Source organism: Endozoicomonas sp. (genome assembly GCF_051008435.1).
Lineage (GTDB): Bacteria > Pseudomonadota > Gammaproteobacteria > Pseudomonadales > Endozoicomonadaceae > Endozoicomonas_A.
The window spans coordinates 1-17,741 of sequence record NZ_JBPCXO010000474.1 but is presented as its reverse complement, the minus strand read 5'-3'; the positions used below and the strand labels follow the sequence as shown (position 1 = coordinate 17,741).

The 17,741-nt window shown below is 48.3% G+C and carries 14 protein-coding genes; 12 read left to right on the top strand and 2 right to left on the bottom strand.

Annotation, left to right across the window (positions count from 1 at the left end; translation table 11 throughout):
• From ACR2PX_RS23470 to greA, 5 genes are all read left to right on the top strand, one after another.
• The coding region (locus ACR2PX_RS23470; protein ID WP_433999696.1) for a zinc ribbon domain-containing protein at positions 1–106 on the top strand (106 nt) is incomplete at its 5' end.
• A gap of 86 nt (positions 107–192) precedes the next feature.
• On the top strand, positions 193–957 hold the full coding sequence (locus ACR2PX_RS23465; protein ID WP_434001777.1) for a hypothetical protein: 765 nt from the start codon (positions 193–195) through the stop codon (positions 955–957).
• A gap of 367 nt (positions 958–1,324) precedes the next feature.
• Positions 1,325–2,479 carry a glutamine-hydrolyzing carbamoyl-phosphate synthase small subunit gene (gene carA / locus ACR2PX_RS23460; RefSeq protein ID WP_434001776.1) on the top strand — a complete coding sequence of 385 codons (1,155 nt, stop codon included), beginning with the start codon at positions 1,325–1,327 and terminating at the stop codon, positions 2,477–2,479.
• A gap of 94 nt (positions 2,480–2,573) precedes the next feature.
• Positions 2,574–5,795, top strand: a complete 3,222-nt coding sequence (gene carB / locus ACR2PX_RS23455; protein WP_434001775.1) for a carbamoyl-phosphate synthase large subunit — start codon at positions 2,574–2,576, stop codon at positions 5,793–5,795.
• Positions 5,792–6,268, top strand: coding sequence for a transcription elongation factor GreA (gene greA, locus ACR2PX_RS23450; protein WP_434001774.1), 477 nt, complete (start codon positions 5,792–5,794; stop codon positions 6,266–6,268). The genes carB and greA overlap by 4 nt, the downstream gene beginning before the upstream one ends.
• Positions 6,269–6,420: 152 nt before the next feature.
• Here the strand turns inward: greA and ACR2PX_RS23445 are convergent, their stop codons facing one another.
• Positions 6,421–6,912, bottom strand: coding sequence for a hypothetical protein (locus ACR2PX_RS23445; RefSeq protein ID WP_434001773.1), 492 nt, complete (start codon positions 6,910–6,912; stop codon positions 6,421–6,423).
• 172 nt (positions 6,913–7,084) lie between these two features.
• On the opposite strand from ACR2PX_RS23445, the gene ACR2PX_RS23440 reads away from it, so the two are divergent.
• On the top strand, positions 7,085–7,780 hold the full coding sequence (locus tag ACR2PX_RS23440) for a class I SAM-dependent methyltransferase (RefSeq protein ID WP_434001772.1): 696 nt from the start codon (positions 7,085–7,087) through the stop codon (positions 7,778–7,780).
• Positions 7,781–7,835: 55 nt separating this feature from the next.
• Here the strand turns inward: ACR2PX_RS23440 and yhbY are convergent, their stop codons facing one another.
• Complete coding sequence (gene yhbY / locus ACR2PX_RS23435) at positions 7,836–8,141, bottom strand: ribosome assembly RNA-binding protein YhbY (protein WP_434001771.1); 306 nt, start codon at positions 8,139–8,141, stop codon at positions 7,836–7,838.
• A gap of 355 nt (positions 8,142–8,496) precedes the next feature.
• On the opposite strand from yhbY, the gene rlmE reads away from it, so the two are divergent.
• The 6 genes from rlmE (at position 8,497) to ACR2PX_RS23405 (ending at position 17,585) form a co-directional block, all read left to right on the top strand.
• Positions 8,497–9,117 (top strand): 23S rRNA (uridine(2552)-2'-O)-methyltransferase RlmE, encoded by a 621-nt coding sequence (gene rlmE, locus ACR2PX_RS23430; RefSeq protein ID WP_434001770.1) that lies wholly within the window; start codon positions 8,497–8,499, stop codon positions 9,115–9,117.
• Between the two features lie 324 nt (positions 9,118–9,441).
• Positions 9,442–11,415, top strand: a complete 1,974-nt coding sequence (gene ftsH / locus ACR2PX_RS23425) for an ATP-dependent zinc metalloprotease FtsH (protein WP_434001769.1) — start codon at positions 9,442–9,444, stop codon at positions 11,413–11,415.
• A 240-nt stretch (positions 11,416–11,655) separates the two neighbouring features.
• On the top strand, positions 11,656–12,498 hold the full coding sequence (gene folP, locus ACR2PX_RS23420) for a dihydropteroate synthase (protein ID WP_434001768.1): 843 nt from the start codon (positions 11,656–11,658) through the stop codon (positions 12,496–12,498).
• A 372-nt stretch (positions 12,499–12,870) separates the two neighbouring features.
• Positions 12,871–14,208 (top strand): phosphoglucosamine mutase, encoded by a 1,338-nt coding sequence (gene glmM / locus ACR2PX_RS23415; protein WP_434001767.1) that lies wholly within the window; start codon positions 12,871–12,873, stop codon positions 14,206–14,208.
• Between the two features lie 287 nt (positions 14,209–14,495).
• Positions 14,496–15,416 (top strand): TAXI family TRAP transporter solute-binding subunit, encoded by a 921-nt coding sequence (locus ACR2PX_RS23410; protein ID WP_434001766.1) that lies wholly within the window; start codon positions 14,496–14,498, stop codon positions 15,414–15,416.
• 288 nt (positions 15,417–15,704) lie between these two features.
• Entirely contained in the window at positions 15,705–17,585 is a 1,881-nt protein-coding gene (locus tag ACR2PX_RS23405; protein ID WP_434001765.1) for a TRAP transporter permease, read from the top strand.
• The last annotated feature ends 156 nt before the right edge of the window (positions 17,586–17,741 follow it).

Here is a 17,741-nt window from a genome sequence, read left to right as displayed (position 1 = left end):
GGTCTGTTCAGAGTGCGGAGCTGAACATCTGCGTGACGTAAACGCAGCAAGAAACATTCTTGCGGTCGGGCATGACCGTCTAGCTGTAGGAATCCCCGTCCTTTAGGGCGGGGAGGATGTCAACAGTCACCACAAAGGTCTCTCAGACTGATCTCTGAGCTGGAAACCAACATCCTGGTAAGGTGGAAGGAGTTGGCAGTCAACAGGTCAGCAGATGAAAGAGTCTTTGCTGATTTAGAGAGTAATGACGTCACGGATGTACTCGTCAATAAATTGCTGGCGCTGTGGGTTGATGAGGTGCTATCTGGAAAGTCTGTAAGGCCAGATTGGGAAAAAGTGTTGTCCATGGAAGTGCCTGATGAGAAGGGTCCAGTTACAGAGGGTTTTCTGGAAGAAGCTCAGGGATTCGATATGGCAGGCTCTTCGGTAATGGAAGTGATTGCTGGAGAAGAAAAGGTTAAAGGGCAAAAGAGAAAAAGGAAAGCGGATCCGGCGGGTGATGTTAAAAAGCGCAAGCTTGATCAGCTGGAGGTGGGGCCAGGGGGAAGAGGGCAAGTTTTTGGGGGGTATCGTATTTTTGGGCTTTCCAGAGCCAGTGCTCCCAATTTTTTGGCGGTCACTCTCTGTGATAATTGTGGGGTTGAAAAAATGGAGCCTCTTCATGAGGTCGGGGTTCCTTTATCAAATTCTGCCAGTTTAATGGTCGATCATGCTACCCAAACTCAACCCTCGGCTCCTCCTCCTTCGTCTGCTTCGCATGATGATGGGGGGCAGATTAGTGTGCAGGAGCTGGTGGGCTCTATGACTCATTTCCAGTCGCAATCTGCACAGACAGGAGGGGACTGGAGGGCTCCCTTTGTTGATTATTTGCAGGCGCACCTGATTACTGTTCTGGCTAAAAGAGTCACCGATGCCACAAAAGAAATCGTTAAGTCGTCGGGGTCAAAACAGAAATAGGCAGAGCGCTTTCTTTGCTGGACTACGTATGGTGCATGTTGTTTTAAGCCTTTATAGGGTTTATATGCGAAGATTTTAGGTATTTTCTGCTAGAAAAATATTGTTCGATCAAAAATTTTGTGTTTAAATGCGAAAAATTTGCATTAGATTTGTTGAGGCAGTCGGCGTGTTACTGACGCTCCCAATAAAAGTAGGATAAAAAAGCGAGACGGTGATTCAGTTTACCTCTCGCTTTTTTTGAGCGCGTATATAGGGACGCAGGGCACATGATACTGACCTGTCTCGCAAGCTGGCGTGAGCATCGCCCGATCAGTTTATTGGCCCTGTTGCCTCTGGTCGGGAACAGGTCGAAGTGTGGGAGGAATCATTGAGTAAGTCAGCCGTACTGGCTCTGGAAGACGGAAGTCTATTTCGGGGCATTGCCATTGGGTCCGATGGAGAAACCAGTGGTGAGGTAGTTTTCAATACAGCCATGACAGGCTATCAGGAAATACTCACCGACCCTTCTTATTCCCGTCAAATAGTTACTCTCACCTATCCTCATATTGGTAATACCGGCATTACTCCTATAGACGAAGAGTCTACTGAAATTCATTCTGCCGGCCTTGTGATTCGTGATCTTCCTCTTCTTGCCAGCAACTGGCGAAACAAAATGCCTCTCGATGAGTATCTTCGTACTAACAACATCGTAGCGATCGCTGATATTGATACCCGCCGTCTGACCCGTATTCTTCGAGAGAAGGGCGCTCAGAATGGCTGCATCATGGTTGCCGATGAAAAGGGTCAGATTGACGAAGCAGCGGCTTTGGAAAAAGCTCGCGCTTTCCCTGGCCTGAAAGGTATGGATCTGGCTAAGGAAGTAACGGTTTCTGAGTCTTACGAATGGAAGGAAGGTGTCTGGTCGTTGGAATCAGATGATCATCAGTCTGTGAGTGAGCAGCCTTACCATGTCGTGGCCTATGACTTTGGTGTGAAGCGAAATATTCTCAGAATGTTGGCTCAGCGTGGCTGTCGTTTGACCGTCGTGCCTGCAGAAACGCCTGCGGAAGACGTTCTGGCCATGAACCCCGATGGCGTTTTTCTGTCAAATGGTCCTGGTGATCCAGAGCCGTGTGTTTATGCGATCAAAGCTATCCAGGACATCCTGGAAACCCGTATTCCGGTCTTTGGTATCTGCCTGGGCCATCAACTGCTGGGTCTGGCCAGCGGGGCTGCCACCATGAAGATGAAGTTTGGTCATCACGGTGCCAACCATCCTGTGCAAGACCTTGATTCAGGTGTAGTCATGATCACCAGTCAGAACCACGGTTTTGCCGTGTCTGAAGGGAATCTGCCAGGGCATATCCGGGTGACTCATAAATCCCTTTTTGATGGCAGTCTTCAGGGGATTGAGTTAACAGACCGACCCGCTTTCAGTTTTCAGGGACACCCTGAAGCCAGTCCGGGGCCACACGATGTGGCGGTGCTGTTTGACCGCTTTATCAGCATGCTGGAAGAGCATACAGCCGCTTCCCAATCCTGATCAGGTCGCTTGAAAAAGAGACATACAGTACAGACTCAACAGGTTTCCGTGAGTGCGGAGCTTCGGAAACCTGAGATAAGTTACGAGAGCAACGATGCCGAAACGTACAGATATTGAAAGCATCCTGATCCTGGGTGCGGGTCCCATCATCATCGGTCAGGCCTGTGAATTTGACTACTCAGGCGCTCAGGCCTGTAAGGCCCTGAAGGAAGAAGGTTACCGGGTTATTCTGGTGAACTCTAACCCGGCCACTATTATGACTGACCCAAGCATGGCCGATGCGACATACATCGAGCCAATACGCTGGGAAACGGTTGAGAAGATTATTGAGAAAGAGCGTCCGGATGCTGTCCTGCCAACCATGGGTGGTCAAACGGCTCTGAATTGTGCTCTGGATTTACATCACAAGGGTGTACTGGAAAAGTACGGCGTGCAGATGATCGGTGCCAGTCGAGATGCTATCGACAAGGCTGAAGACCGTGAAATGTTCGATACCGCCATGAAAAGCATTGGTCTGGATACGCCGGTTTCCGGAATCGCTCATACCATGGAAGAGGCTCAGGCGGTTCTGGATCAGGTCGGCTTTCCATGCATTATCCGTCCATCATTCACCATGGGCGGCTCTGGTGGCGGTATTGCCTATAACCGTGATGAGTTTGAAGAGATCTGTAAGCGAGGTCTTGACCTTTCGCCGACCAATGAACTGTTGATTGATGAATCACTGATTGGTTGGAAAGAGTATGAGATGGAAGTGGTGCGTGATCGCAACGACAACTGCATTATTGTCTGCTCCATCGAAAACTTTGACCCAATGGGTGTGCATACGGGTGACTCCATTACTGTTGCACCAGCGCAAACGCTGACTGATAAGGAATATCAGATCATGCGTAATGCTTCTGTTGCAGTGCTGCGTGAAATTGGTGTTGAGACGGGTGGCTCCAACGTTCAGTTTGGTATTTGTCCTGATACGGGCCGTATGGTCGTTATCGAGATGAATCCCAGAGTGTCCCGGTCATCGGCTCTGGCCTCTAAAGCAACAGGTTTTCCGATTGCTAAAGTGGCTGCAAAGCTGGCAGTGGGTTACACCCTGGACGAGCTGCGTAACGAAATTACCGGTGGTGTGGTTCCCGCGTCTTTTGAGCCGACTATCGATTATGTCGTTACCAAGATCCCTCGCTTTGCCTTTGAGAAATTCCCTCAGGCTGATGATCGTCTGACTACTCAGATGAAGTCTGTGGGAGAGGTGATGGCCATTGGTCGTACTTTCCAGGAGTCGATGCAGAAAGCGCTGCGTGGTTTGGAAACCGGGGCTGTCGGTTTCAATCCTATGCTGGATGTTTCTGCAGAAGGGGCTGTTGAAAAGATCAAGGCTGAGTTGGTCGTGCCGAAAGAGGACCGTCCTTATTATGTGGCTGATGCTTTCCGTGCTGGCATGACTCGTGAGGAAGTGTTCGACTGCTGCATGATTGATCACTGGTTCCTGGTTCAGATTGAAGACATTGTTCTGGAAGAGCAGAAGCTGGTCGGTCAGAGCCTGAACGATCTGGATGCCGGAACTCTGTTCCGTCTTAAGCGTAAAGGTTTCAGTGACGCTCGTCTGGCTGAAGTGATGGGTATTCCAGAAGCGGACGTGAGAAATCATCGTCGTCAGTTGAATATCAAGCCTGTCTTCAAGCGTGTTGATACCTGTGCTGCTGAATTTTCTTCTACGACAGCATACATGTACTCCACTTATGAAGAAGAGTGTGAGGCAGCCCCAACCGATAATGAAAAAATCATGGTGATCGGTGGTGGTCCAAACCGCATTGGTCAGGGGATCGAATTCGATTACTGCTGTGTGCACGCTGCTATGGCTGCCCGTGAAGACGGTTATGAGACCATCATGGTCAACTGTAACCCTGAAACGGTTTCTACCGACTATGACACTTCTGATCGTCTCTACTTTGAGCCTGTGACTCTGGAAGATGTTCTGGCCGTCATTGATGTAGAAAAGCCCAAAGGTGTCATTGTTCACTACGGTGGTCAGACGCCATTGAAATTAGCGCGTGCGCTGGAAGCGGAAGGTGTACCTATTATCGGTACCAGTCCTGACGCTATTGATCAGGCTGAAGACCGTGAGCGTTTTCAGGGTATGATTCAGAAGCTGGGTCTTTTGCAGCCAGCCAATGCTACCGTTCGCAGTGCCGAAGAAGCAGTAGCCAGGGCTACTGAGATCGGATATCCACTGGTGGTTCGTCCTTCCTATGTGTTGGGTGGGCGTGCGATGGAAATCGTTGCCGGTGAACAAGAGCTGCAGAAGTACATGAAGGAAGCTGTACAGGTTTCCAATGACAGTCCGGTTCTGCTGGATCTGTTCCTGAATCGTGCGGTAGAGGTAGATGTAGACGCTGTATGCGACGGTGAGCGTGTGGTAATTGGTGCCATCATGCAGCACATTGAGCAGGCGGGTATTCACTCAGGCGATTCTGGTTGCTCTCTGCCTCCTTACAGTCTTAGTCCGCGCATTCAGGATAAAATCCGTGAGCAGGTGAAAGCCATGGCCATGGAGCTGGGTGTTGTAGGTCTGATGAATGTGCAGCTGGCGTTGCAGGATGGTGAGCTTTACGTGATTGAGGTGAACCCTCGTGCTTCTCGTACAGTACCTTTTGTCTCCAAGTGCATTGGACACTCCCTGGCCAAGGTTGCCGCGCGAGTCATGATGGGCAAAACTCTGGAGGAACTGGAGTTTACCAAAGAGATCGTGCCTCCTTACTTCTGTGTGAAAGAAGCTATCTTCCCATTCAATAAATTCCCCGGAGTGGATCCGATTCTCGGCCCTGAGATGAAGTCTACCGGTGAAGTGATGGGTGTGGGAGCCTCTTTCCCTGAAGCTTATTACAAAGCTCAGTTGGCTGAAAACATGGCACTGCCAGAAGGTGGTCGTGTGATCATCAGTGTTCGTGACCAGGATAAGCCAATGGTGCCAGGTATTGCCCGTCTGCTGATGGATACCGGTTTTGAATTAATGGCAACCGGCGGAACGGCTCAGGTCATCGAAGATGCCGGTTTACCAGTGACCAAGGTCAAAAAGGTGATGGAAGGTCGACCAAATATGGTGGACAGCATCGTTAATGGTGATATAGCCTTTGTGGTCAACACTACCGAAGGTCGTCAGGCCATTGCGGACTCCTATACAATCCGCCGATCTTCCCTGACCAATAAGGTTCTCTACACCACCACTATGGCGGGTGCAGAAGCTATTGCCCGAGCCATTGCCTTTGGCTCGGAAAAAACAGTCAGAAGACTTCAGGATTTGCACGAAGGTAAGACTGGATGAATCGATATCCAATGACAGTGGAGGGCGAAAAAGCTCTCCGCGAAGAATTGACTCAACTGAAAACGGTTGATCGACCACGTATTTCCCAGGCGATTGCCGAAGCTCGGGAGCTGGGGGATTTAAAAGAGAATGCTGAGTATCACGCAGCCCGTGAACAGCAGAGCTTTGCTGAAGGTCGTATTAATGATATTGAGGGTAAATTATCCAATGCCCAGATCATTGATATCACTACGATCAACAAGTCCGGTAAAGTTTTGTTTGGTACCACTGTTGTAATGGTAAATCTGGATACGGATGATGGGGTGGAGTACAAGATTGTTGGGGATGATGAAGCAGAAATCAAACACAACAAAATCTCTGTAAACTCACCTATTGCTCGTGCCCTGGTGGGTAAAGAAGAGGGTGATGTGGTGATTGTGAACACACCTTCTGGCAATGTTGAATATGAGATTGATGAGGTTAAGCACGTCTGATTGATCTCTGTACTCTACATCAGTCTTTTATAGATTGATGTAGAGTGTCGTTTTTGTCCTGTTACTTACTGATTGCGGTCAGTGTCCTTCCGAAAACTTTCAAATCGTTTTTTACTCTTGGTACTACTTCTGCTTTTGAAGTCTGTGTAAGGCTACTCTGATCGGGTTCGAGCTGTCAGTTTGCATTTTTTTCGATCGCATTCCATCTGTATGATCTGGTTGACTGGTACCTGGTTGATATCAAATCTTTTGTACCAAACCTGCTGGTTGTTATAGGTGATCTTCTGATCATAGTCGTGATCAAAGAATCCCCAGGTATTAATGGTCATTTGTTGTTTTGTGCTACTAAAGCTGACCTCGACTCCGATGTCTTCGACAACGGGCTCCTTGTGCTGATAACGGAATGTAGCTAAAGCTTTCATGGTGTCCCCGGGGGCAACAGAAAAACCATAGAGACAACAGTGGCTTCCGGGGCATTGACAGTCGGGGACTTCGATGTCGCTGTGAAAGCCTGACTGGTCCTCGCGAAATGTCATGGTTTCAGTGTCTATATTCTTGATGTTCAGGGTCAGATAGTTAGTGAAATCGGCATAGGCGGATAGAGAAATTAAAGTGGAAAGAAGTAGCGAATAAAGAATCTTCATTGCCCGCTCCAGATCGTCAGATGGTTTGAAAGCATTCTAGATTAAAAATAAATATAAGCTTTGTATTATTAATTGAGCGCTGGTGACGGTTTGAACTTTTGCTAGTCTGGATCAGCGTAAGGGTGGATATCAGCATCCTGTTAAAGTTAATAATATTTCTGTTGAGGTGTTTATGGCCTCTTATGACGGCAAAATATATGACGAAGTCGCCAGTGGCGATATCAGTTATCTCTATTTGCGGGATGTGCCTGATTTGCTGCAAAAATATCCGCCTCCTGGTAACAGAGTTCTGGATTATGGCTGTGGTCCCGGAATCCGAGTGCCTTTTTTACAGGGGTTGGGATATGAAGTGGAGGGGGTGGATATTAAGCCTGAAATGCTGGAGCTGGCCAGAGCGAATAATCCTCTGGTTCCTTTCAGTGTGATTAAGTCAGCCGAAGTGGAGAGCGCAGATCATCAGTTTGAATTGGTTTTTAATTGCTATGTGCTGATGGATGTTTCCAGTAGGGGTGAAATACAGAACATTCTCGATGAGTCGTGCCGAGTACTGAAGCCAGGTGGTGTTTTATTGGTGTTGGTTACATCGGAGGCGCTTTATCAACCTGGCTACCGGTCTATTTTTTACGATTTTCAAGAAGAAGGGCTGGAGCCAGTGAGCGGTAAGGCAATAAAACTCTCTGTGAAGGGGGTGTCGCTCACCTTTGATGATTATTATTGGACAGATGCTGACTATAGAGGGCTCTTTAAGAAGGCGGGTTTTGAGCTGCTTGAGCACTTGCTGCCGTTGGGTAATGAGTATGAGGGTTTTATGTGGCAAGATGAGTTGATTCAGTCACCTACATCAACCTATGTGTTGAAAAAGATATAAATTAGTGAGTTAAAAGCAGGTGGAATGGGTGCCTGAGGTTCAGGCACCGGGACTATCAGAAGCTTTTGATATTCGACAGGTTGGGTTTGGCGTCCTTGTTCTCTTTGTAGATAAGAGCAATGTTACCAATGGTTTGAATCAGCTCTGCCTGAGTCTTGTTGCACAGTTCGGTAATAGCTTCTTTCTTGATTTCGCGATCGCCAACGGCAAACTTTACCTTGATCAACTCGTGATCGTGCAGGGCGCGAAGCGTTTCTTCAATAACACCGTCACTCAGACCATTACCTGCCACCATAACAACAGGTTTCAGTTTGTGGCCGAGGGAACGGTAATGTCTCTTTTTTTCAGAACTAATGCTCATGATTTCAGAATCCTGAGGCTGAATATCCAGTAAGCCGATTGCATACAGCCATGGCAATCGGGCAGCAGATTCCGGGTGAGCGATTAAACAAGGCTGTGTAGTACATTAGTACCGACATGCACATGAATGGAGGGCTCGCTTCTCGGTTTTTGTCTGATAGGGAAAAACCGGGTTGGAAACTGCTGATCAAAAGTTCATTATTCTACTTTATTCTCTATGGCTCACAAATGCCCATAGCGAAAAAATATTTTGCTCCGCCCATTATGATGAATAATGGTGTGGCAAACTATTTTTCAAAGGCAGGCATGAGTCACGAATAACGGCTTTACTTTCGCTATTGGCATTAAGGTATAGAATGGCCAGATCCAAAAGCAGTGCTCGCTGGCTGCAGGAGCACTTTGAAGACGAATACGTAAAACGTTCACAGGAAGACGGCTATCGTTCCCGGGCCAGTTACAAGCTGATTGAGATTCAGGAAAAGGATAAGCTGATCAAGCCGGGTATGAAGATCGTTGACCTGGGGGCAGCCCCGGGTGGCTGGTCTCAGGTTGCCATTGAGATGGTGGGAGATAATGGTCGTGTGGTTGCATCGGACATTCTTCCCATGGACCCCATTGCCGGAGTTGACTTTGTTCAGGGTGACTTTACCGAAGACGCTGTACTGGAAAAAATCCTGGAAACGATTGGAAGTGACAAGGTAGACCTTGTAATTTCCGATATGGCCCCCAATATGAGTGGTACACTGGCAGTAGATCAGCCCAGGGCCATTTATCTGGCTGAGCTGGCTCTGGATCTGTCCAGGCAAGTGCTGAAGAAAAACGGCTCTTTCCTGACCAAGACATTCCAGGGAGAAGGGTATCAAGAATTTCACAAGGATATGAAAACCTCATTCCAGAAAGTGATTACCCGAAAACCGGGCTCTTCAAGAGCACGGTCCAGAGAGGTGTTTCTTTTGGCCAGAAACTTTATATCCTGAACGCATTTCTATGACAGGGTGTTGAAATGCAGTGTTCGTTCAAGGTGTGATGGTGAATAACTATCCTGTCTTGACACAGACCTGACAAAAGTCTGAAAAAGCCCTGAAAACCATGTCGCAGCGCAGTTTAAAGCAGACCTGCCGGAATCATAGATTCTTTCTATCTGCCCAATAGACAGCTGATGACTGTCACCCAATCTGCCATTCGTGTATGGTAGATTGTGCGAATTAACCATAAGAGAGAGCAGAGCCGGTAATTATGCCCTTTAACACCGTTCGCTACAGGCTTCAGTACGCTCAAGTGAGGGTAGCCCTTTGAATGATATGGCAAAAAATTTGATTTTATGGGTCATCATTGCCCTAGTGCTGTTGACCGTATTCAAAAACTTCGATGGCATGCAGTCTTCTACCCAGAAGCTCAGTTATTCTGACTTCGTTAGTGCGGTAGAAAATCGTCAGGTCAGCAAGGTAGTGATTGATGGGTTTACCATTACTGGACTCATGAGCAGCAGTGAGCGTTTTGAGACCAACCTGCCTCCTGCAGTGCCCGACAATCAGCTGATGGATGAGCTGCTGCGCGCTAATGTCCAAATCGAATCCAAACCTATTGAAAAGCAAAGCATCTGGACTCAGTTGCTGGTTGCCAGTTTTCCGATTCTGGTGATTCTTGCTGTCTTCATGTTCTTTATGCGACAGATGCAGGGTGGCGGCGGTGGCCGTGGCGGCCCAATGAGCTTTGGCAAGAGTAAAGCCAGGCTGCTGTCGGAAGATCAGATTAAAACCACGTTTGCTGATGTGGCTGGTGTTGAAGAAGCCAAAGAAGACGTGCAGGAACTGGTCGACTTCCTGAAAGACCCTGGCAAGTTCCAGCGTCTGGGTGGCCGAATTCCTCGTGGCGTCCTGATGGTGGGTCCTCCAGGTACAGGTAAAACACTGCTGGCTAAGGCTATTGCAGGTGAGGCCAAGGTACCGTTCTTCACCATTTCCGGTTCAGACTTTGTTGAAATGTTCGTGGGTGTGGGTGCTTCCCGTGTCCGTGACATGTTCGAGCAAGCTAAAAAGCAAGCTCCCTGCATTATCTTTATTGACGAGATTGATGCGGTAGGTCGTCACCGTGGTGCTGGCATGGGTGGTGGTCACGATGAGCGTGAGCAAACCCTTAACCAGTTGCTGGTTGAGATGGATGGTTTTGAAGCAAACGACGGTATTATCGTAATTGCTGCTACCAACCGTCCTGACGTTCTGGACCCTGCTTTGTTGCGTCCTGGCCGTTTTGACCGTCAGGTGGTGGTTGGTCTGCCAGACATCCGTGGTCGTGAGCAGATTCTGAAAGTTCACATGCGTAAGGTGCCTATTGCTGACGACGTTGAACCAGCAGTAATCGCTCGTGGTACTCCTGGTTTCTCCGGTGCGGATCTTTCCAACCTGGTTAACGAAGCTGCATTGTTTGCTGCCCGTGCCAACAGGCGCATGGTAGGAATGAATGAATTCGATCTCGCTAAAGACAAGATCATGATGGGCGCTGAGCGCAAATCCATGGTAATGAGCGAGAAAGAGAAGCGTAATACCGCTTATCATGAAGCAGGCCATGCCATTGTGGGTCGACTGGTTCCTGATCATGATCCGGTTTACAAGGTGAGTATCATTCCACGGGGCCGTGCCCTGGGTGTGACCATGTTCCTGCCAGAAGAAGATCGTTACAGTCAGAGCAAAGAAGCCCTGATGAGTCAGATCTGTTCTCTGTTCGGTGGTCGTATTGCTGAAGAAATGACCTTGGGTAAGGCGGGGGTAACCACCGGTGCTTCCAACGATATTCAGCGTGCAACCCAGATTGCCAGAAATATGGTGACCAAGTGGGGTCTGTCAGAAAAACTTGGACCGCTTCAGTACGATGATGAAGATGGTGAGGTTTTCCTGGGTAAGAACTATGGCAGTGGTGGCGGAAAGATGAATGTTTCCGGTGAAACTGCAAGACTGATTGATGAAGAAGTTCGTAGCTTTATTGATGAGTGTTACACCACTGCAGAGCGCTTGCTGGAAGAAAATCGCAGTAAGTTGGATATGATGGCTGATGCTCTGATGCAGTATGAAACCATCGATTCTGATCAGATTGACGACATCATGAATGGCAGAACGCCTCGTCCTCCCAAGGAGTCTTCTGATTCCTCATCTGATGGAGGTGGCGATGCCGGTATCAAGGCGGAAGAGACTCCTGAAGAGTCAGAATCTTCCAACGATACCGACAATGATAATGATGAGAAGAAAGGACCAATCGGTGGGCCGGCAGGCGAACACTGATTCTTTCGGATCAAAAGAAAAGGCAGGATGAGAATCCTGCCTTTTTTATTGGCTGATGCTAAATCACTGACTTTGGCAGCGGGTTCTTGTTTCTCAGAAATAATGAATTCCTGTCATCCTTCGCTCTGAAAGTTGAGATAGGGGCCGGGGGAATTGAATAAAAATAGCTTTTTGCTTTCTGGAAGAGAATCTATCTTTCACTCGTAGCCCAATCTCAGGAATATTCAGGAGCACGTGATAATGAAGAAGTTGAATTGTGCCGGGAAAACGCTGACTTTTGATCGTACCCTCGTTATGGGGATTCTTAATATTACCCCAGACTCTTTTTTTGAAGGCAGCCGCTATCAGAATCTGGATCAGGTGCTGAGTGTGGCTGATCAAATGGTCAAAGATGGTGTCGATATTCTGGATGTTGGTGGAGAGTCAACTCGCCCGGGGGCTAACGGTGCCATTACCTGTGAACAGGAGCTTGAAAGAGTTGTTCCTGTTATTGAGGCGCTCAAAAACAACTTTGATCAGGTGGTATCGATGGATACGAGCTCGGCTCTGGTTATTCGTGAGGGGGCTAGAGCGGGAGCGGGTATGATCAATGATGTGAGGGCTCTTATGCGTGATGGAGCTCTTGAGGCAGCTGCAGCAACAGATCTTCCTGTTGTTTTAATGCACTCTTTAGTAGATCAGCCTGAGCCAGGTTTTGTGCCACATTACGATGATGTTGCCGGTGAGGTGAGTGATTACTTGCTTAATCGGGTCCAGGCTTGTGAGGCGGTGGGTATTGCGAGAGGCAGACTGGTATTGGACCCTGGTTTTGGCGGAGGTATGTTTGGTAAGACTCCAGCGTATGATCTGCAGTTACTCAATGATCTAAACCGTATAGTGGCGCACGGCTTTCCTGTATTGGCGGGTATGTCCAGGAAGTCATTTATAGCGGCAGTTCTCGATAAGCCAGCCGAAGAGCGTTTAAATGCCAGTCTGGCTGTGGCTGTCATGGCGGCTCAGGCAGGGGCGAGCATTATTAGAGTGCATGATGTCGCAGAAACGGTTGATGTTGTTCGTATGGTCGATGCCGTTAAATCAGCATAATTCCTTCCCGGACGTTCTTTTTGGATTGGTTTTCATCAGGCCGTCAGGGTTGTAGTTCTTTCGGTCTGCCTGGCAGGGAAGTCAGGTTGTCATTAAACAGACAACTATTTCTATTAAGCGACTGTTACAGTTATGCAATAATTCACTTTGTATTCATCATTTCAGAATTCTTCTGCACGACTGTTTTATCCAGGCGCCGAAATTGAACGGGGTTATTTTTTGCTGACTTCGGACGATGAAAGAATCTTAACGGTTACGATAAAACAGTCTGCTGCCTGCGTATGCCTGTTACTCTGCTTTGTAAACTGACTGAGAGTGCTTTTACTGAGTGTATTCACGTGTCGGGCTATTGAATTGAATAAGGGTTAATTTATGAGTCGCAAGTTTTTCGGCACCGATGGTATTCGTGGCAAGGTGGGAGAGTTCCCCATTACTCCGGATTTCGTTCTCAAGCTTGGTTGGGCTGCGGGTAAGGTGCTTGCGGCAGAAGGTGAAGGTAAAGTTGTAATTGGCAAGGATACCCGTATCTCTGGCTATATGTTTGAGTCTGCTCTGGAGGCGGGTTTGTCTGCGGCAGGTATCGATGTATGTCTGACCGGTCCTATGCCAACACCGGCTATTGCTTATCTGACCCGCACCTTTAATGGGCAGGCCGGTATTGTGATCAGTGCATCTCATAATCCTTTCTACGACAATGGTATCAAGTTTTTTGCTGGTAATGGCACTAAGTTATCAGATGATGTCGAAGCAAAAATCGAAGCTTTGATGGAAGGCGATATTGAGGTTGTGACTTCTAATGAGCTGGGCAAGGTAACGCGACTGGATGATGCTTCGGGTCGTTATATTGAGTATTGCAAAGCCAGTACCGCCCATCAGCTCGACTTGCGGGGTATGAATATTGTCATTGATGCCGGTCATGGTGCCACATACCAGGTTGGACCCGCTGTCTTCAGAGAGTTGGGGGCTAATGTTCATTCCATTGGTATTAAGCCAGACGGGCTGAATATCAATGAAGGTTGTGGTTCCACTCAGCCGGATAAACTGGCCGAGATTGTTAAAGAGCGTGGTGCGGACCTGGGCATTGCCTTTGATGGTGATGGTGATCGCGTCATCATGGTGGATGACAGGGGTGAGATCGTTGATGGTGATGAATTGCTCTTTATCATTGCACTGGATCGTCGCCAGCATAATGAACTGAATGGCGGTGTTGTCGGAACCCTGATGACCAATCTGGGAATGGAAAAGGCGCTTGAAGCGGAAGATATTCCTTTTGCCCGTGCCAAGGTGGGTGACCGCTATGTGAATGAGTTGTTGCTGAAAAATGACTGGCTGATTGGTGGTGAATCCTCTGGTCACATTATCTGTAGGGATGTGTCCACCACTGGCGACGGTATTGTTTCTGCACTTCAGGTTCTTAAAGCCATGGTTCGCTCTGGTAAACAGTTGTCCGAACTACGTGGTGGAATGAGCAAGTTCCCGCAGACCATGATTAATGTTCGGGTAAAAGAGAAAAAAGATACCGACAAAGTGCCCGGTATTGTTGCAGCGGTTCAGCAGTCTGAAGCTGAGTTGGCTGGGCGCGGTCGTGTGCTATTGAGGCCTTCGGGTACCGAGCCGGTTATCCGGGTCATGGTAGAAGGTGAGAACGCTGAAGAAGTGCGCACTCATACCGAGAGGCTGGCAAAGGTGGTTGAGCAGGAAATGTCCTGATTTCGTTTTCTGTTTGAGACTGACTGGATGGTTTCCAGTCAGTCTGCTGACTAATGTCGACATTCATTATTGAGCTAAATCAGTTTAAGGCATCCTCCTGCTTCTCTAAATGCCCTCCCTTAGGTAGAATCCGAAACCGGCGTGTCAATTTTGTATTAATACCGCGCCTGGACCTGACAGCTGTCGTTCGACAGAAACAGCCGTGAACTATTGAGTCGCTTTATCGCTTTGGGTGATGAAGAGGTTTTCACGGTATAAAAATATAAAAAACATTTTATAGGGGAATCATGATGCGTCTTGTTGCTGCAGTCTTTGCGCTGATCCTGCCTGCGCTCTCCTTTGCACAGAATTATTCCATTGGTACGGGTGGTCAGAGTGGTATTTATTACCCATTAGGAGGAGCGCTGGCAAAGGTTTGGTCGGATAAGGTTGAGGGGGTCAATGTAAAAGCAGAAGTGACCGCTGCTTCTGTTGAAAATACCATTAAGGTGGTTCGTGGCGATATGCTGGCTGGCATTGCCATGGGTAATGTTGTTTTGGATGCCTACAAAGGCGAAGGGCAGTTTCCTGGCGAAATGCCAGTCAAAGTACTGTTCGCACTCTACCCTAATCTGGTTCACGCTTTGACGCTGCAGAATTCAGATATCACCAAGCTGTCTGATCTGAAAGGTAAACGGGTATCTCTGGGTGCGCCTGGCTCCGGTACTGCTGTGACCTCTGCTGCATTGCTGAAAAGTGTGGGAATTGATCCTAAGAAAGATATTCGTGCGGTCTACCTGAATTACTCTGAAACCACCAATGCGCTGGCTAATGGCCAGGTAGATGCTGGCTTTATTGTAGGTGGTCAGGGTGTGGGTGCAGTGACTCAGGTTGCACTGACTCACAAGGTTCGCGTTCTGCCTGTTTCTGAGAAAGAGCGTGAAAAGTTTATTGCCGACAATCCGGCTTACAGCAGTTATACCATTCCGGGCGAGGTTTACAACGGCGTTGGTCAGGTTGATACCCTGAGTATCTGGAATGTGCTGGTAGTGCGTGCTGATATGACGGATGACATGGCGTTCAGCCTCACCAAGGCAGCATTTGAAAACATGGGTGATGTTCGTAAGGTGGTTAAAGTGGCTGAAGCAACCACTAAATCAAATGCCAGTCGACTGTCAGGTGTACCGCTGCATCCTGGTGCTGAAAAATACCTGAACTCCATCAACTGAATAGTAGGCGCTGTTGGCGTTGAGCTTTCACGCTCAACGGTTCCTTGAGTTTTCAGGATCGGGCGTAGAAGTTCGAAAGCTTCTGCGTCATTTAAACTTCTGGAGGCAGTCGTGGATGCTCCAGAAGCAGTCCTATGGACGGGTGTGCAGGATGCTCCGAGAAACGCTCACCCAGTATGTTAAGTCTCTTAGATGTAGTCAGAGCTATACCTGCATTACCTTGTTGTGATCGCTTTTTGACAGTGCTGAGCACGATAACAAAACGTCAACAGCCCCTTTGGTGTCTTAATGAATAAAGTCGTATTTAAAGCGCTGGGCTATCTGGTCCTCGTCTGTGCTGTCCTCCTGTCAGCGTTTCAGATCTGGCAGGGAATTACCTCGACGATTTCTGCCACTTATTTCAGGCCGGTGCATCTGGGCTGGGTCATGGTGCTGATATTCCTTCATTATCCTTTGTTGAAAAACGAAGAGAGTCGTTTTTTTGTGCCGGTCAGATTGTTTGATTTGATGCTGGCTGTTGTTACCGTTGTAGCGGGCTTTCGAGTCATTAATTTTGACTACAACGATATTAATTATCTTCTGTATGGCCTTACTGACTATGACCTGTACGCCGGTGTGGCTTATGTGGTTTTGATGCTGGAGGCCTGTCGTCGAGCGGTAGGTTGGGTAATGGTGCTGATTGCGCTGTTGTTTCTGGCTTACAGCGGCTTTGGAGATCTGCTTCCGGGGGCGCTGGCCACCAAGAGTTACAGTATTCAGGAGCTGGTTCAGTTTCAGATTTTCTCCAGTAATGGAGTGTTTGGTTCTGCTTTGGGTATTGCAGCCACAACCGTATTCATCTTTGTGCTCTTCGGAGCTTTCCTGGAAGTGACCGGTGCGGGTAAGTTCTTTATTGATCTGGCTTTTGCTGTTGCGGGTAAATACCGGGGTGGGCCTGCTAAAGCTGCGGTTATTGCGTCTGCGGGTTTGGGTTCTATTTCCGGCTCTGCTATTGCCAATACGGTGACCACTGGCTCAATCACCATACCCATGATGAAAAAGCTGGGCTATAAACCGGAACAGGCTGCAGGCATAGAAGCCGCTGCTTCTACCGGTGGGCAAATCATGCCGCCTATTATGGGGGCCGGTGCGTTTGTTATGGCGCAGTTTACCGGTGTCCCTTACAGCGAGATTATGATTGCGTCGATTGCTCCAGCGTTGCTCTATTTCTTTTGTACGCTCTTATACGTTCATATCATGGCCTGCAAGTTGGAGCTGCCTACCGTAAGCCGGACCGAAGCTGTCTGGAGTGTCATGAAGCAGGGGGCTCACTTCCTTATTCCTTTGGTGTTAATTACGGCTCTGCTGATGATGGGATACTCACCACTGTTAGTTGGAGTGGCGGGTTGTGCCGCTATATTGCTGACCGCTGCACTAAGAAAGCATAGTCGTGTAGGAATCAAAAAGATTATTGAAGGGCTTAAGTCGGGTGCGTTGCTGGCATTGCCTATTTCTGTCGCTTGTGCGGCGGCGGGTATCATTGTTGGTGTGGTGGGTCAGACAGGTATTGGCTTGCAGTTCACTCAGTTTGTCATGGCACTCTCGGGTGGTTACCTGTTTACTGCTCTGATTCTGATCAGTCTTGTGGCTTTGGTGTTGGGAATGGGGTTGCCCGTTACTGCCGCCTATATAGTGCTTGCTGTGATGGCTGTGCCGCTGTTGGGTGATTTTGGATTGCCGCTGCTTACTTCTCATTTGATTGTTTTCTGGTTGTCCCAGACCTCTAATGTTACGCCGCCTATTGCTCTGGCTGCATTTGCTGGTGCCGGTGTTGCGAATGCCAGCCCGATGAAATCATCCGTTGAGGCCTTCAAACTGGCTGCTGGCTTGTTCCTGATTCCTATCATGATGGCTTATACCGGTCTGATTAATACCGAAGGTGATTTTGCAGGATTGCTAATGGCAGTTGCTCAGACTATTGCCATCATCATTGCCATGGCTGTGGCTATTGAAGGGTATCTGATTAAGGGTCTTACATTATTAGAGAGAGGATTGGCGGTCATCAGTTTGCCAGTGCTGCTCTTTAATCCAGCGGGTTTAGGTTTTGTTGGAATAGCGCTGGTATCGGTGCTTCTCTTCATGCAGTGGCAAGGAAGAGGGCGCTCAGTAGAACAATCTCAAGTGAGTTGAGTGAGGCGGGCATAGCCCGCTTTTTTTAGTTTAACGGGTTTTGCGGAATTCTCCATCCATAGCGGCATTGCGTAGCTTTGTCGTTTGGATGGAGATGGATAGCAAACAGCCCGTAGAGGGCTGTCACTTCTCCGGCCTTTCTTGATTCTGAATATA

Bases quoted from the DNA above. Each gene is read 5' to 3' on its own strand.
- carB (WP_434001775.1), top strand. From the start codon at position 2,574: ATGCCGAAACGTACAGATATTGAAAGCATCCTGATCCTGGGTGCGGGT.
- greA (WP_434001774.1), top strand. From the start codon at position 5,792: ATGAATCGATATCCAATGACAGTGGAGGGCGAAAAAGCTCTCCGCGAA.
- ACR2PX_RS23445 (WP_434001773.1), bottom strand. From the start codon at position 6,912: ATGAAGATTCTTTATTCGCTACTTCTTTCCACTTTAATTTCTCTATCC.
- ACR2PX_RS23440 (WP_434001772.1), top strand. From the start codon at position 7,085: ATGGCCTCTTATGACGGCAAAATATATGACGAAGTCGCCAGTGGCGAT.
- yhbY (WP_434001771.1), bottom strand. From the start codon at position 8,141: ATGAGCATTAGTTCTGAAAAAAAGAGACATTACCGTTCCCTCGGCCAC.
- rlmE (WP_434001770.1), top strand. From the start codon at position 8,497: ATGGCCAGATCCAAAAGCAGTGCTCGCTGGCTGCAGGAGCACTTTGAA.
- ftsH (WP_434001769.1), top strand. From the start codon at position 9,442: ATGGCAAAAAATTTGATTTTATGGGTCATCATTGCCCTAGTGCTGTTG.
- folP (WP_434001768.1), top strand. From the start codon at position 11,656: ATGAAGAAGTTGAATTGTGCCGGGAAAACGCTGACTTTTGATCGTACC.
- glmM (WP_434001767.1), top strand. From the start codon at position 12,871: ATGAGTCGCAAGTTTTTCGGCACCGATGGTATTCGTGGCAAGGTGGGA.
- ACR2PX_RS23410 (WP_434001766.1), top strand. From the start codon at position 14,496: ATGATGCGTCTTGTTGCTGCAGTCTTTGCGCTGATCCTGCCTGCGCTC.
- ACR2PX_RS23405 (WP_434001765.1), top strand. From the start codon at position 15,705: ATGAATAAAGTCGTATTTAAAGCGCTGGGCTATCTGGTCCTCGTCTGT.